The 15,350-nt window shown below is 63.5% G+C and carries 14 protein-coding genes; 8 read left to right on the forward strand and 6 right to left on the reverse strand.

The annotated features are described in order from the left end of the window. The first annotated feature begins 2 nt into the window (after nucleotides 1–2). Nucleotides 3–803: an enoyl-CoA hydratase-related protein gene (locus KG722_RS01645; protein WP_213268864.1), complete on the forward strand. Its 801-nt coding sequence runs from the start codon at nucleotides 3–5 to the stop codon at nucleotides 801–803. A gap of 12 nt (nucleotides 804–815) precedes the next feature. On the opposite strand, the gene KG722_RS01650 is transcribed toward KG722_RS01645, so the two are convergent. Then, nucleotides 816–1,151: a hypothetical protein gene (locus KG722_RS01650; RefSeq protein ID WP_213268866.1), complete on the reverse strand. Its 336-nt coding sequence runs from the start codon at nucleotides 1,149–1,151 to the stop codon at nucleotides 816–818. Between the two features lie 131 nt (nucleotides 1,152–1,282). On the opposite strand from KG722_RS01650, the gene KG722_RS01655 reads away from it, so the two are divergent. Both KG722_RS01655 and KG722_RS01660 read left to right on the forward strand, forming a co-directional pair. Continuing rightward, nucleotides 1,283–2,179 carry a DUF817 domain-containing protein gene (locus KG722_RS01655; RefSeq protein WP_300998148.1) on the forward strand — a complete coding sequence of 299 codons (897 nt, stop codon included), beginning with the start codon at nucleotides 1,283–1,285 and terminating at the stop codon, nucleotides 2,177–2,179. Continuing rightward, nucleotides 2,151–4,052: a biotin carboxylase N-terminal domain-containing protein gene (locus KG722_RS01660; protein WP_213268868.1), complete on the forward strand. Its 1,902-nt coding sequence runs from the start codon at nucleotides 2,151–2,153 to the stop codon at nucleotides 4,050–4,052. Before KG722_RS01655 ends, KG722_RS01660 begins: the two co-directional genes overlap by 29 nt. A gap of 3 nt (nucleotides 4,053–4,055) precedes the next feature. Here the strand turns inward: KG722_RS01660 and KG722_RS01665 are convergent, their stop codons facing one another. Then, nucleotides 4,056–5,855 (reverse strand): NAD(P)/FAD-dependent oxidoreductase, encoded by a 1,800-nt coding sequence (locus KG722_RS01665; protein WP_213268870.1) that lies wholly within the window; start codon nucleotides 5,853–5,855, stop codon nucleotides 4,056–4,058. Between the two features lie 201 nt (nucleotides 5,856–6,056). Between KG722_RS01665 and KG722_RS01670 the strand changes: the two genes are divergently transcribed. Next, nucleotides 6,057–7,997: a PhoX family phosphatase gene (locus KG722_RS01670; RefSeq protein ID WP_213268872.1), complete on the forward strand. Its 1,941-nt coding sequence runs from the start codon at nucleotides 6,057–6,059 to the stop codon at nucleotides 7,995–7,997. 21 nt (nucleotides 7,998–8,018) lie between these two features. On the opposite strand, the gene KG722_RS01675 is transcribed toward KG722_RS01670, so the two are convergent. Next, a complete protein-coding gene (locus KG722_RS01675; RefSeq protein ID WP_213268874.1) occupies nucleotides 8,019–9,527 on the reverse strand; it encodes an META domain-containing protein in 1,509 nt (502 codons plus the stop codon). Between the two features lie 230 nt (nucleotides 9,528–9,757). On the opposite strand from KG722_RS01675, the gene KG722_RS01680 reads away from it, so the two are divergent. Next, complete coding sequence (locus KG722_RS01680) at nucleotides 9,758–10,498, forward strand: Crp/Fnr family transcriptional regulator (RefSeq protein ID WP_213268875.1); 741 nt, start codon at nucleotides 9,758–9,760, stop codon at nucleotides 10,496–10,498. Nucleotides 10,499–10,513: 15 nt separating this feature from the next. Here the strand turns inward: KG722_RS01680 and KG722_RS01685 are convergent, their stop codons facing one another. The 3 genes from KG722_RS01685 to KG722_RS14900 all read right to left on the reverse strand — a co-directional run bounded on the left by KG722_RS01685 (nucleotide 10,514) and on the right by KG722_RS14900 (nucleotide 12,185). Further along, a complete protein-coding gene (locus KG722_RS01685; RefSeq protein ID WP_213268877.1) occupies nucleotides 10,514–10,993 on the reverse strand; it encodes a hypothetical protein in 480 nt (159 codons plus the stop codon). Nucleotides 10,994–11,098: 105 nt separating this feature from the next. Beyond that, the gene (locus KG722_RS01690) at nucleotides 11,099–11,893 is read right to left on the reverse strand and encodes an MBL fold metallo-hydrolase (protein WP_300998150.1); all 795 of its coding nucleotides are present in this window, start codon (nucleotides 11,891–11,893) and stop codon (nucleotides 11,099–11,101) included. Nucleotides 11,894–11,927: 34 nt separating this feature from the next. Continuing rightward, entirely contained in the window at nucleotides 11,928–12,185 is a 258-nt protein-coding gene (locus KG722_RS14900) for a hypothetical protein (protein WP_300998152.1), read from the reverse strand. Nucleotides 12,186–12,573: 388 nt separating this feature from the next. On the opposite strand from KG722_RS14900, the gene KG722_RS01695 reads away from it, so the two are divergent. The 3 genes from KG722_RS01695 to KG722_RS01705 all read left to right on the forward strand — a co-directional run bounded on the left by KG722_RS01695 (nucleotide 12,574) and on the right by KG722_RS01705 (nucleotide 15,347). Then, nucleotides 12,574–14,034, forward strand: coding sequence for an AMP nucleosidase (locus KG722_RS01695; RefSeq protein WP_213268879.1), 1,461 nt, complete (start codon nucleotides 12,574–12,576; stop codon nucleotides 14,032–14,034). After that, on the forward strand, nucleotides 14,031–14,435 hold the full coding sequence (cdd, locus tag KG722_RS01700) for a cytidine deaminase (RefSeq protein ID WP_366909899.1): 405 nt from the start codon (nucleotides 14,031–14,033) through the stop codon (nucleotides 14,433–14,435). Before KG722_RS01695 ends, cdd begins: the two co-directional genes overlap by 4 nt. A gap of 123 nt (nucleotides 14,436–14,558) precedes the next feature. Then, a complete protein-coding gene (locus KG722_RS01705; protein WP_213268881.1) occupies nucleotides 14,559–15,347 on the forward strand; it encodes a tyrosine-protein phosphatase in 789 nt (262 codons plus the stop codon). Nucleotides 15,348–15,350: the final 3 nt, after the last annotated feature.

Consider the following 15,350-nt stretch of genomic DNA (forward strand, 5'->3'; position numbering starts at 1 on the left):
CCATGCGCGACGCGGTATATGATCTGATCCGGTTTGAGGCGACACAGGAGGGGCTGGCGGTTGTCACGCTGAACCGGCCGGATGTGCACAACGCGTTCAATGCCGAGCTGATTGCCGAGCTGACGGATGTGTTCACGATGATTTCGGAACAGCCGAGCATCCGCATGATGATCCTGCGCGGGGAGGGCAAGTCCTTCTCGGCGGGCGCTGATCTCAACTGGATGGAGCGCGCAGCGACCCATACTCGGGAGGACAATGAGACCGACGCCATGCGGCTGGCCGAAATGCTGCGGCGGCTCTACGAAATGCCGCAGATGACGCTGGCGCTGGTACAGGGCGCGGCGATGGGCGGCGGCGCGGGTCTCGTGGCGGCCTGCGATGTGGCGATTGCCAGGGCGGGCACGCAGTTCCGCTTTTCAGAAGTGCGCCTCGGCCTGACGCCGGCCACGATCAGCCCGTTCGTCGTGCAGGCCATCGGCCCGCGCTGGGCCAAGGCCCTCTTTGTCACGGCTGAAGGTTTCGATGCGGCGTATGCGGAGAAAATCGGCCTTGTCCACTATGTGGCCGAAACCGACGAGCAGATGGGCGAGCTGCAGGAGCATATCGGGCGGCTGGTGTTCGCCGCGGCGCCCGGCGCGGTGGCCGATGCCAAGCAGCTGGTGGTCGATGTGACCGGTATGGAGATCGATAACTCCCTGATGCACACGACGGCCAGGCGGATTGCGGCGCGGCGTGTGTCCGATGAGGGCAAGGAGGGCATTGCCGCTTTCCTTGAAAAGCGCACGCCCTCCTGGAAGGCCTGATCCCAGCCCGCCTCAGTCGCTGGTGAGATCGACCTCAATTCCAAAACTGGCGAGGGTAGCTTCCAGCGCCGTCACCGGGTTCACCCCGGTCAGTTGCTCTATCTGGCCTCGGAATATGTAGGCCAGAAGCGCAAACATGATCACATAGATGATGAACTGCATGGCTGACTTGAGGATGAACGCCCCGGCGCTGCCCACGACCATGCCGATGGCGCCCATGATCAGCGCGCCCTGAACGGGGGAGATGCCTTCGGTGACGAGGCCCTGATTGTAGCCCAGATAGGCGCCGATACCGCCGCCGATGACGCCGGCAAGGCCGGCCAGTTGAACACCTGAATTATAGGCCATGGGGTCCCCCTTGGTTTTGCACGGGTTAAGCATTACGCGATTGCACCGGCCTCACAAAGCCTGAAATTTACCTGGTCTTGGCGCCGGATAAGCCACGCTGCCGCCTTGGTTGCCCCCGAAGGGAATACGTCATGACCTCTGATGGAAACCCTTCGGTCGCGGCCCGTTTCCGTGCCCGCCTCCACGCCGCCCGGGAGGGCCTGCGGGCCCGCTATGTAAAGGGCCCTGTCAGCCAGGGCGTGTTTGAGTTTGTCAGCTTCGGCATCAAGCAGGCCTGGGCCTGCCTCTTTGGCGGGGCAATGCTGGGCCTGCTGCTGCTGACCCATTTCTTCTATCCCGATGGCGCAGCGCTCTCCCGCTACGACTTTCTCGTGATCGCCGCGATTGCTCTGCAGGGCCTGCTGCTGCTGAGTGGCCTTGAAACATGGGAAGAAGCGCGGGTGATCTTCGTGTTCCATCTGGTCGGCACGGTCATGGAACTTTTCAAGACCAGCGCCGGAAGCTGGATCTATCCCGAAGAGAGCTTCCTGCGGATCGGCGCAGTGCCGCTTTTTTCCGGCTTCATGTATGCGGCAGTGGGGTCCTACCTTGCCCGCGTCTGGCGCATCTTCGAGTTCCGGTTCACGCGCTTTCCCCCGCTCTGGCTGCAGGGTCTGCTGGCGCTGGCGATTTATGTGAACTTCTTCGCTCATCACTGGACGCTGGACATCCGCTACGGCCTCTTTGCCGCCACCGCGCTCATCTACCTGCGCACAACCGTCTGGTTCCGCCCGGATGAAGCCCACCGCCCCATGCCGCTGCTGATCGGCTTCTTTCTGGTGGCAATCTTCATCTGGTTTGCAGAAAACCTTGGAACATTTGCGCGGGCCTGGGCCTATCCGGGGCAAGAAAATGGCTGGGAAATGGTGTCTTTATCGAAGCTCGGATCATGGTATCTGCTGATGATCATCAGTTTCGTCCTGGTTGCCAGCGTGCACCGGGGCCGGGGAGGCCAGACCAGTGACCATCACCAAGCTTCTCGTCGCTAACCGGGGCGAGATTGCCGCCCGCATTTTTCGCACCTGCCGCGAACTGGGCATCGAGACCGTTGCGGTCTTCTCCGAGGCAGACCGCGCCGCCAAACATGTGCGCGAGGCCGACGAAGCCGTCTGCATCGGCCCGGCGCCCGCGCCTGAAAGCTATCTGCGCGGTGAAACCATCATCGCCGCCGCCAAGGAGACGGGCGCTGACGCGATCCATCCCGGCTATGGTTTCCTTTCCGAGAATGCAGCGTTTGCTGAGGCGGTGGTCGCCGCCGGCCTCATCTGGGTTGGCCCGCCGCCTGCCGCCATCCGCTCAATGGGGCCAAAGGATGAGGCCAAGCGCATTGCCGAGGATGCCGGCGTGCCCGTGCTGCCGGGCTATCGTGGTGAAGCGCAGGATATCGAGACACTGAAGAAGGCGGCCAAGAAGGTCGGCTATCCGCTGCTCATCAAGGCGGTCGCCGGGGGCGGCGGGCGCGGCATCCGCCAGGTGTCGAAAGAGGCAGAGCTGGACGCTGAACTGATCAGCGCCGTCCGGGAGGCCGAGAGCGCCTTTGGCGACGGCCGCGTAATGCTGGAAAAGCTCGTCCAGCAACCACGCCACATTGAGGTGCAGGTGTTTGGCGACAGCCACGGCAATGTGGTCCACCTCTTCGAACGGGACTGCTCACTCCAGCGCCGCCGCCAGAAGGTGCTCGAAGAAGCGCCCGCGCCCGGCATGCCGGAAGATGTGCGCAAGGCGATGACGGACGCGGCGGTAAAGCTCGCCAGGGCAGTCGGCTATCAGGGCGCAGGGACGGTTGAATTCATCGTGGACGGATCAAGACCGCTGGCCGTGGATACGTTCTGGTTTCTTGAAATGAATACGCGGCTTCAGGTGGAGCATCCGGTCACCGAAATGGTGACGGGGCAGGATCTCGTCGAGTGGCAACTCATCGTCGCTTCTGGCGGCACGCTTCCGCTGGCGCAGGACGAGATCGAACTCAATGGCCACGCCATCGAGGCGCGTATCTGCGCTGAAGACCCTGCGGAAGGTTTCCGACCGGGCGCCGGCGTGATCCTGGAATTTAGCCTTCTGGAAGAGGCCGATGGCGAGATCATCCGCTGGGACACCGGCTTTGAAACCGGCGACCGGGTGCCGTCAAACTACGACTCCATGATCGCCAAGCTGATCGTCTACGGAGATGACCGGGAAGAGGCGCTCGAGCGTCTCACCGATACGCTGGCGCATACCCAGCTGGCGGGTGTGCCGTCCAATGCCGGTTTCCTGCGCCGTTGCGCACTTTCCGATGAGTTCCGGACGGGCACCCATCATGTGAACTGGATCGGCGAGCACCTTGACGCGCTCGCAGCTGTTCCGCAGGAGCATCGTGACGCCTCCCTGAACGCCGTGGCGAGCCTTCTGCTGGAAGATCAGGGCGACCCCTCTCCCTGGGCGATCTGCGACGGCTTTCGCATGAACGCCGCTCCGCGCCGGACGGTTGTGCTGGCTGCTGATGGTGAGGCCGAAATGGTCGAAGCCGGCATTCCGATGCCCGATGATGTGCCATTCCCTCTGGTGACGGACATTTCCCCGCGCCGCTTTGCGGTGACCTGCGGGGGCGACACCTTCCTCGTCACGGTGCCCGAATACAGCGCCGACGCCGAAGCCGCCCTTGGCGGCGATGTGGTCAAGGCGCCTATGCCGGGCAAGGTGCTGACGATCACGGCTAAAGCCGGGGACGCAGTCGCGCGCGGCGACACGCTGGCGGTGCTGGAGGCAATGAAGATGGAACACGCCCTGGCCGCGCCGCGTGACGGTGTCGTGGAAGCCATCCATTCCAGCGCAGGCCAGCAGGTGGCTGAGGGCGACCTGCTGGTCTCGCTGGTGGAGGAATAGGGCCTAGCTGAGTTCCAACCCGGCAAGCTCGCCGCTTTCGCGCCAGGCTTTCAGGATGCGGAAATAGGCGTTGGGGCCTTCGCCATAAGAGTTGTTCTGCGCCGCCCGATCGCTCGGTTTGCCTTCATTGTTGTAATAGCCCGGCGTGCATTCCTCCAGGAATTGCTGGCGCATCACGGCCTTGTCGACGATCTGTTGCACCCAGGCCGCTTCACCTTCCGGGCTTGCCTCGAACGTACCGGCCTGGCGGGCTGAGACTTCAGAGAGGATATAGGCAATCTGCTCGGCCTGTTCGTCGAGCAGGTGGGGGTAGTTGGCGGTAAATCCAGCCTGTCCCGGTCCCATCAGGAACATGTTGGGGAAGTTATTGACCGCAAGACCATGCAGGCTGCGCATGCCGTCCGCCCAGTGATCTTTCATCGTCACGCCGCCCTTGCCGACAGGATCATATCCTGCGCGGCGGGTATAGTCCGTGCCCACTTCAAATCCGGTTGCGTAAACGAGGCAGTCGATCTTGTGTTCCACGCCATTGGCGATAATTGAATCTTCCGTGATCTGCTCAACGCCCTGTCCGCCGGTATCCACCAGCGTCACATTCGGCCGGTTGAAGGAATTGAGATACGCGTCATGGAAACAGGGCCGCTTGCAGAACTGGCGATACCAGGGCTTCAGCTTGGCAGCGGTCTCAGGGTCCTTGATCACCTCATCGACGCGCCCGCGCACCTGTTCCATCTTCTTGTAATCGGCGAGTTCTGCGAGCTCTGCCAGGCGCTCGGGCGAGAGGCCGGTCTTGTCGCCGGAGCTCGCAAGGAAAAGGATGTTGCGGATAATGTCCGTCCACCCGTCCTGCACAAGGTCTTCAGGCTCATAGCCGCCGGAAACCAGCGTGTTGAAATTTTCCATGCGGCGGCGCTGCCAGCCGGGCTCCAGGCTTTTCGCCCAGTCCGGGTCGGTGGGCCGGTCATTGCGCACATCAATGGAGGAAGGCGTCCGCTGGAAGACGTAGAGATGCTTGGCGCCCTCGGCCAGATGGGGCACGCATTGCACCGCCGTGGCGCCTGTGCCGATAATGCCGACGACCTTGTCTTTCAGCCGGGTGAGGCCGCCCGTGCTGTCCCCGCCCGTATAGGCATAATCCCAGCGGCTGGTGTGGAAGCTGTGACCCTTGAAGCTTTCAACGCCCGCAATGCCGGGCAGTTTCGGACGGTTCAACGGACCGTTGGACATGATCACGAACTGCGCCGTGAAGCGATCGTCCCGGTCGGTCATGATGATCCAGACCTTACGGCCTTCGTCCCATTCCATACCCGTCACGCCAGTGCCGAGGAGGGCGTTTTCATAGAGATTGAAGTGTTTCGCAATCCGGGCGGAATGCTCGAGGATTTCCGGAGCCTTGGTGTATTTCTCTTTGGGGATGTAGCCGGTCTCTTCCAGCAGGGGCAGGTAGATATAGCTCTCGATATCGCAGGCCGCGCCTGGATAGCGGTTCCAGTACCAGGTGCCGCCGAAATCGCCGCCCGTCTCGATCATGCGAATGTCCTTGAAGCCCGCCTTGCGCAGGCGCGCCGCCGAGAGCAGTCCGCCAAAGCCGCCGCCGATCACGGCAACCTCGACATGATCGGTCACCGGCGCGCGCCCGACCCGCTCCGTATACGGGTCTTCAAGATAGCGCGCAAACTGGCCGGCGACGTTCACATATTGCTCATTGCCGTCCTTGCGGATGCGCTTGTCGCGCTCGGCGCGGTAGCGCTCTCGCAGCTCATCGGGATCAAAATCCAGATCAAGGGCGCCATTGTCAGCCATGTTCGCATTCCTCCTCAGGCACGACGCGCGGAGACTTTGCCCGTCACGTTTCGTCCATTCAGAGGCAAATCTAACCGTGAACAGGCGGACCCAACAGCCGTCACCCCGCGTCAGCCTTGAGTGGCGGCGCTGCCATGCCTCTGTTACAAAACTGCCCTATGTTGGAATGACACGCAATTCAGGGAGGCTTGGGCCACGGCGATGATGGATGACGGCGAAAACAGGACTGTAAACCCCCGCATTGCCGCAGGGGCGGCAACCATTGGTGACGTGATCACCACGCGGCTCTCGCGCCGGGGCTTTCTCGGCGGGCTTGGCGCGGTCTCGGGCCTCGCGCTGGCGGGGTGCACATCCGGGCAGGCAGCGCCTGCAGCCATTGACGCCGAAGCGGCAGAAATGATGGCGCAGGGCGCCTTCCGCTTTGACGAGATCGTGCGGGGCATGGACGCAGGCCATCATGTGGCGGCAGGCTATGACGCTGACGTGCTGATCCGCTGGGGCGACCCCTTGTTCGCTGACAGCCCGGCCTTTGATCCGATGAACCAGACGGCCGCCGCGCAGCGCCGCCAGTTTGGCTACAACAACGACTATATCGGCCATGTGCCACTGGAGGCGGACGCTGAGGGGCGCGAACGCGTGATCCTCTGCGTGAACCATGAATATACCAGCACCAATATCATGTTACCCGGCGTGACGGCGGGGTATCCGGCCTCAATGACGCGGGAGTTGTGCGAGATCGAGATGGCCGCGCATGGTGGCACGATCCTTGAGATCCGCAAGGAAGGCGGCAAGTGGAAGCCAGTAGTCGGCTCGCCCTTTAACCGGCGGATCACGGCGGATACGACGCCCATGCAGATGACGGGCCCGGCAGCAGGCAGCGCGCGGCTTCAGACCACCGATGATCCCACCGGCACTATGGTTTCCGGCACGATGAATGACTGCGCCGGGGGCATCACGCCCTGGGGCACCTATCTGATGGCGGAGGAAAACTTCAACGGCAACTTCCTGGGCGAGCTGCCTGAAGGCCACCGCGAGGCGGAGAACCACAAGCGCTATGGCGTGCCCTCAGGCTGGTATCAGTGGGGGCGTTTCTTTGACCGCTATGATGTGAGCAAGGAGCCCAATGAACCCAACCGCTTTGGCTGGATCGTTGAGGTCGACCCGATGGACCCCAACTCCGTGCCGAAGAAGCGCACGGCGCTGGGGCGGGTGAAGCATGAGGGCGCCGAGAGCGTGGTGGCGCCTGATGGTCGGGTGGTTGTGTATACCGGCGATGACCAGCGGTTTGATTATGTCTACAAGTTTGTGACCAGAGGGAAATTCGTGGCTGGGGACAAGGCCGCCAATGCCGACCTGCTGGACGAGGGAACGCTGTATGTGGCGCGCTTTGACGCGGATGGAACACTCGCCTGGCTGCCGCTGGTTTTCGGCACAGGTCCGCTGACGGAGGAAAACGGATTTGCCTCGCAGGCAGACGTCCTGATCGAAACGCGCCGGGCGGGCGATCTTCTGGGCGCAACACCGATGGACCGGCCTGAAGATGTCGAGCCCAATCCAAAGACCGGCCGGGTCTATGTGATGCTGACCAACAATGACCGGCGCACGCAGGCGCAGGTGGACGCGGCCAACCCGCGCGCATCCAACCGGTTTGGCCATATCATCGAGATCATCGAACCGGAGGGGGATTTCACTTCCGAAACGTCGCGCTGGGAGATCCTTGTGAAGTGCGGCGATCCTTCGATTGCGCAGGTGGGGGCGACCTGGAATCCTCTGACCACGGAGAATGGATGGCTGGCGAGCCCGGATAATTGCGCCATTGACCCGCAGGGGCGGCTGTGGATTTCGACCGATGGCAATGACGATACCGGCGCGGCTGATGGCCTGTGGGCGCTGGAAACCGATGGCGAGCGGCGCGGAACCGGGCGCCATTTCTTCAGATGCCCTGTGGGGGCGGAACTGTGCGGGCCGCGTTTCAATGATAGCGGCGACGCATTGTTCCTGGCGGTGCAGCACCCCGGCGACACGCAGGGAGCAAGCTTTGAAGCGCCCGGCACACGCTGGCCGGACTTTTCAGATGCCATGCCGCCGCGCCCGAGCGTGGTCGTGGTGACCAAGCAGGGCGGCGGCCCCATCGGGGGATAGGGCCGCGCTTATCCCTGCTTTCTAACGGCGCAGCAGCACGCGGTGGCCGCCTTCGCGCGTCAGTTCGAGGGCGCCATCAGCGGTGATGCGCCAGGTCAATTCGCCCTGCAGGGCTAAGGTGAACCGGGCTTCCTGGGCATTCAGCGCGGGGGCAATGCAGGCGCGGCGGGTGGTGACCAGCGGCGAGAAGGTGAGCGTGGTGCCAGTCGCGGTGTAGCTGCCCGAGAGGCTGTTGCAGCCGGTGGAGCCTGACACCCTGCCGGCTTCGGTGAAGGTCAGGGTAAGGACGGTATTGTCGATGATACCGCCACGGTTGAGGTCTTCAACGGTCCAGGCGGAGCCGGGAAGGGTAGCCGGATCAAACGCGGCAATCTCAATATCTGCCGGCAGCGGGCGGGCGGCGAAGGATATGCCGTTTTCGCCGGTGATGACGAGATTGCCGAGACCGTCGAGCTTTGCCCTTGCCTTGCCCGAGAGGATGTTCGTGAAGGCGATTTCCTGGGCCATGATGCCGTCATCGAGGCAGGCCATCTTGGTCATGCCGACGCCGGAGAAGGAAACCTCGCCGCCTGACTGGGTATAGCCGCCGAAGAAGCGGTTGCAGCCGGTCGTGCCGTTGATCTGGCCATCTCTGGTGAAGGTGATCTGCGGCTCGCTGCCTGCGACGATGGCGGTGGCGCCCATCGTTTCGACGCGCCAGCGGGTGCCCGCGAGCCCAACCTCGCCATCGGGCGTGAGTTCGAGCACGGTGGCGTTTTCGCCGGTGAGGAAGACCTTGCCATCTGTCCCGGGAGCAACCTTCACTGTGCCCTTCAGTGTGGCATGGAGGGCGGTTTCCTGCGCGCCGATGCCGTGGTCGACGCAGGCCATCATGGTGGAGATGAGGTCTCCGAAGGTGAGCCTGGCGTTCATTTCCTTGAAGCTGCCGCCATAGCTGTTGCAGCCACCAAACCCGCCCACGCGGCCGTCTTCGCCGAAGGTGATCTCTAACGGGCGCGTGCCCTTGACGGGCGCGCCGCCGATGGCGGTGACGCGGTAGGCATTGCCGGACACTTCCGGGGCTTCAGGCGCAGAGGCAGGCTGGACCTTCACCATCATGAGCGTTCCGGCGTCGACTTTCCCGGCCACGTCGCTGATCCGGTGGACCGTGTCTGTGGTCCAGAGGAGGTCGCCTTCCGGGCCGGTGACGGTGGCGCGCAGGGTGTAGGTGAAGCGGGGATCAAGGGGCTCGTTGACGCGGAGGAGGAAGCTCTTCGGCACGCCGCCATCATCGAGGCTGCCTGACCAGTCTGCCAGCGGGATGGCCGGGGCATCGGCGCGGGAGGTGTCTGAGAGGTCGACCTTGAGGACGGAGCCTTTGGGAGCGGCCATGCGCTCGCGATAGCTGGCAGAGCCGGTGACAGTGAGCAGGGCAGCCTCCTGCGCGGGGGAGAGGGTGGCCGGGGGCGTCTGGCAGGCGCTGAGCGCCGGCGCAGAGACGATGAGAAAGAGGGGGATCAGCACCGCCCTGTGAACCTGAAAACGCGCCATGAGGATCTCCCTTTGAATCCAGTGTCTGACCGCCACCGCGCTGGGTCGGGCCTGCCGGGGCGGTGTTTTCCCCGGCGGGATGGCACCAGCAAGGCGGGAATGTGGCGGGCATTGCGCCAGCTTACCTTAAGTTGCGACGCAGGGGGATTGCGGATTGTCGTTTCCAATACAGAAGAAGCTGCTAATCTGAGGTGGAAATGAAACTCAGGTGCCTACCGGGAGGTATCGACATGCAAACAGATGGCTCGATAGACCTGCAGCGCAGCCGCTGGTTGTCAGCCTTGCCGGAGGCGTTGCAGGAGGACGTCCTGCGCAGTTCCACGCGGCTAAAACTGCGGCGCGGCAAGCATATTCTCCGGCAGGGCGACCCGGCGGCAGGAATTTTCGGCCTTGTCAGCGGCGAGGCGCAGATCATCGGCACGACGCTCGCCGGGCTGGATATCCTGGTCGCCGTGTTCCGGGCGGGCGACTGGACAGGCTTTCTCTCCAGCGTTGACGAGGGCCCCTATACCTTTTCTGTGGTGGCCAGCCAGTCCTGTGAGGTGTTGCACCTGCCACTGCCGGCGCTGAAACGCATTTTCCTGTCGGATGTGGAGGGCTTCCGCCGGTTCATCCTGCCGGAGCTGGCTTCGACCCGTGCGATCTACAGCCGCGTGGTGGAAAGCCTGGCCTTTACCCCGCTGCAGCGACTGGCGCAGCGGCTGGTTGACCTGACGAGCGAGCCCCATGGCGACCTGGTAACCTCCTCTTTCATCAGCCCGGTGACGCAGGACCAGATCGCGCTCTCGATCATGGCCTCGCGCCAGTGGACAAACCGACTGCTGCAGCATCTGGAGCAGGCGGACGTGATCCGCCTGTCGCGCAGCCGGATCGATATTCTCGACCGGGACCGGCTGACCCTGCTGGCGGTGCGTGGGGAAAGCGGATTTACCCTGGCCGAGGGTTCCCCGGCCAAGGTAACGGCAGACTGATCCGGGCGGACAGGATCAGACGGCGTCGGGCACTTCAATGATCTCGGCGAGGGTTTTGCCGCCGCAGGTGACGGTGATGCTTCTGAAGCCAGCGCCGGCGACCGGGCCGGTATAATGGACGTTTTCCGGGGTGATCGCCATCGTGGCCAGTCCGTCCGGTTTCCGGGGGAGAAGCTTCAGCTTGAGCGCGGGGGTCATGGAGCGGTCCGTGGGACCAGCCTCCCATTCAAAGCTGTAACCGCCGGTGGGGACGTCGACCTGGCCGGTGACATGGACAGTGGGGGTAGCGCCGGGGCCCGGCATTCGGTTGACCCAGGCGGCCCAGTCGCGGGATTCCAGGATGGCGCAGGTTTCGGCCACGCGGGGGTCTCCAACGATAACAGGCTTCTCAGCCTCGGATGGGGCGAGAGCGGGCGCGTCTGCGGCAGGCGTCTGGCATGCGGCGAGGACGGCGCCGGCGGCGAGCAGAAGCGTGGATAAGCGAAGACTGGTCATGAATGTTCCCCTCGGGCTGAGACTGCCTGAACACGCCCTCTATCGCACATTCAACGCGTCAACTTGAAGACAGTTCCGGCCATTCCGGGACAATTGAGGGACAGATCAGCCGGGGACGAGCTTTGGCCCCGGCGCGCCGCCCGAGGCGGGAAGCGAGTAGATCTGGCCATCCTCAGCGACGTTGACCGGGCCGGAATAGACCTCGCCGGTGCCTTTGAGAAAATACGGGTAGAGGAGCTTTGACGGGAGCGGGGGAACGATGTGGTAGATTACCAGGCGCCCGGTTCCGGCAGATTGGGCGGACCTGGCGGCTTCGACCGGGGAGGCGTGATAATCTAGAATATCAGCGAAGACCTTTGACAGAGGCGCGGCGCCCGCCTCACTGGCGGCGGCCGACATGGCAGCGACCATTTCCGGATGCAGGGCCTCATGGAAGAGGATATCAGCGCCGCGTGCCATCTCGATCAGCTTTTCAGAATAGACCGTGTCGCCGCTGAAAACGGCGGAGCGGCCTTTATAGTCGACGCGGAAGCCATAGGCAGGCTCGACGGGGGCATGGTCGACGCGGAAGGCGGTGATGAGAAGGTCGCCCTCATCCAGCAGCACAGCGCGCCCGCCGGGGCCGGCAGGGACCTCGATCACTTCCGGCGCCAGGCCATAGCCAGCGGGATTGGCGACCGTGGGGCCGTGATGGGCCATGCGGTAGGTACTGTCGATGCGGTAGGCGGCGTTGAAACCGGAGGTGATTTCGGCAACGCCCGGCGGGCCTGCGACAGGCAGGGGCGATGTGCGGCTGCCGCCGACCCAGGCGCCGACCATGAGCTCGCCGAGGCCATCGAAATGATCCGAGTGCAGATGGCTGAGATAGAGCTTTTCGGTGCGCCCTGTGGGGAAGCCCATGCGCGTGAGCCGGCGGATGGAGCCGCCGCCGACATCAAACAGGAAGGCGCGCTCGCCCGCCAGTACGCCGAGGCAAGGGCCCGCGCGGGCGGGATCTGGCAGGGGAGCCGCTGCCGCAGATATAGATGTGCAGGCCATCGGGCAGGGCGGCGGACGGATCGCGGCCGACATTATCGGCGACGGCGCGCTTGAAGGCAGCCTCGGCGATCTGGACAGCGAAGAGCTGGCGCGCGGCGGCGAGCGCGAGGAGGAGCGTGACGGCGGCGATCAGCGCCCAATGCCAGCGTTTCATGCGCGTTTTTCCCCAGTGTTATATGAGGGGTGTTGGAGCATGTGGCATAAGGCGTGTCAATTGTTTTTGAGGCGGGCGTGTTCCCGGGCGGGCTTGTCCGCGGACCGCATCCGGTGATTTAAGGCAGTTGATGTATAGTTGGGGCCGTTTGTCCGGACGGGTACGGACTATGTCAGTGCTGGGCCCTTGATCGTTGATAGCTCGAAACTGATGCTGCGGGGGCGCCTTCGGCCGGACAGCGCGCAGGAATTGCAGCGTCTGCGGCTCATGTGGCTGGCGGGTGGACGCGCTGGTATGGGCGCTCGAGGGACTGATGAGGGAGGGGCAGATGTGGGTGCTTTGGCGGCTAGCTCCCGGTGGATGTTGACTTTTCGGGCGGCGCAAGCCAATGGGTGCCATGTCAAAACACACGAAACCAGAAACAGTTATCGAAGCGCTTGAGGCGCTCTATTCGCAGGCCGTTGAGGCCCTTTCCAAATCGCTGAACAGCTTCCTGCATGACGGGACACCGCCAGACGCGCGCCTGCGCGACAGCGGGGCGTTCTGCTATCCGCAATTGCGGATCGTTTATGACCCCGAAGGCCCCCCGCCGCCGATTTCGCGTGCATTCGGGAAGTTTTCCGAGGCCGGGATCTATATCACCACCATCACGCGGCCGGATTTCTTCCGGGACTATCTGATGGAAGTACTGACCCCGCTGATGCGCGATTATGACGTGGATGTGTTCGTTGAACGCTCTTCCTCTGAAATTCCGTATGCGTATGTGTGGGACCCCTCGCAGGCGGCGGGACTGGAAGAGATTGCCCCCGCTGAGCTGGTGCGCTGGTTCCCTTCGCCGAAGCTGACGCTGATTGGCGATGAGGTGGCCGATGGGGAGCCCTATGATGAGGGCGAGGAGCGTCCCCTGGCCCTCTTTGATGCGCAGCGAGTGGATTTTTCGCTCAAGCGCCTGCAGCACTATACGGGTACGCCGGTCGAGCATTTCCAGAGCTATGTCCTGTTCACGAACTATCACCGCTATGTGGACGCGTTCTGTGACTGGGCGCTGACGCAGCTGGACGGGACGACGCGGTATACCTCGCTCTCCGTGCCGGGCGGGCTGGAGATCACGGCGCCTGACGAGATGAGCCGGGCAGCCATTGATGGCTCGCCCTGGCGACGCTTCCAGATGCCGGCCTATCATTTGCGCGCAGCCAATGGGGCGGGCATCACTCTGGTGAATATTGGCGTGGGGCCCTCGAACGCCAAGACGATTACCGATCACCTCGCCGTGTTGCGCCCGCAGGTTTGGCTCATGGTGGGGCATTGCGGGGGGCTGCGGCATTCCCAGTCCATCGGGGATTATGTGCTGGCGCATGCCTACATGCGCGAAGATCATGTTCTGGATGCAGTGTTGCCGCCGGAGATCCCCGTGCCTCCGATTGCTGAGGTTCAGGTGGCGCTGCAGCGCGCCGCCGCGAAGGTGACCGGGGAAGAAGGCGAGGCGCTTAAAAAACGCCTGCGCACGGGCACTGTGGTGACCACGGATGATCGCAACTGGGAGCTGCGCTTTACCGCCTCGGCCCGCCGGTTCAACAAGAGCCGGGCTGTGGCGATCGACATGGAAAGCGCGACAATTGCCGCCAATGGGTTCCGGTTGCGGGTGCCTTACGGGACGCTGCTGTGCGTGTCCGACAAGCCGCTGCATGGCGAGATCAAGCTGCCCGGTGCGGCCAACCGTTTCTATGAGCGCGCGATTGGCGAACATATCCGCATCGGCATCGAGACGCTTGAGCGGCTGAGCGAAGACGGCGGCGCGGCGCTCCATAGCCGCAAGCTGCGCGCGTTTGACGAGCCACCGTTCCGGTGAGCGGGGCAGAAATAAACTGGACTGCGCTGAAGGCCGCCGCGCTGGCGATGCAGGGGCGGGCTTATGTACCGTATTCGGAGTATCGCGTGGGGGCGGCGCTCTTGACGGCGGGCGGCGAGATCGTCACCGGGTGCAATGTTGAGAATGCCACCTATGGGGCGACCTGCTGCGCCGAACGGACGGCGGTGTTCAGCGCGGTGGCGGCGGGGCATATCTCGTTCCGGGCGATTGCAGTGGCCACGCACGGGGCGGACGCTGGCACGCCCTGCGGGATCTGCCGGCAGGTGCTGGCGGAGTTTTCAGAAGACGGCGCGCTGGAAGTGCTCTGCTTCACGCCGGATGGGGCGGAGGCGCGCTACACGCTGGCGGAGCTTTTGCCGCATGCGTTTACGCTGAAATAGAGCGATTGCGCCGGACACTTTGGATTCACATCGGAAGGGTCTTGCTCCTTGCCCCTGCGTTAGAGGGGGGTGACACAGCTTTGTCACTGGACGGGGCGGGCGCGCGCGGGTTACCTGCGTTACATGACGAATACGCGACCGCGCCTCCTGAGCTTTGAAACTGTCCGCAATTTCCGCGATTTTGGCGGCTATGAAAGCCACCATGGCGGCCGGGTGAAGATGGGGCGGCTGTACCGCTCCGGTCACCATGCGGAGGCCTCTGACACCGAGCTGGCAAAGATGGCGGAGCTCGGCATTCATGTGCAGGCGGATCTGCGCCGGCCCGACGAGCGCGAGAAGCAACGCGCCCGGTTTCAGGCGCCGGTGACCATCACCCATGATGGCGGGCGGGAAACCGACGCGCCCCACATCCGCTTCCTGACGCAGATGAGCGTGGACGCGGCGACGGCCGACCAGTGGATGGTGGAGTATTACGAGGCCGCGCCTTTCAAGGCGCACCATACCGAGATGTTCACCGATTGGTTTGGCCATCTGGCAGCGCTGAACGGGGAGGCGGCAGGCCTTGTGAACTGTGCGGCGGGCAAGGACCGCACGGGCATTCTCTGCGCGCTGACCCATCACATCCTGGGCGTGAGTGAGGTGGACATACGCGCCGATTACGACCTGACGAATGAAGCCGTTGACGTGGCCTCGCGCCTGCCGGAAGCGGCGGCGTATTTCAACAATATGCTGGGCAAGGATTATCCGGCCGAAGTGTTCCGCCCGTTCATGGGCGTGCATCTGCGGTATCTGGACAAGGCGTTTGCCACCATCAATGAACGCGCGGGGTCTGTGGACGCCTATCTTGTCGACACGCTGAAGGTGGACGAGAAGATGCAGGCGGAGATCCGTGGCCGGTTGATTGAGAACTGAGGG

The organism is Hyphomonas sp. (assembly GCF_018402285.1).
Classification (GTDB): domain Bacteria; phylum Pseudomonadota; class Alphaproteobacteria; order Caulobacterales; family Hyphomonadaceae; genus Hyphomonas.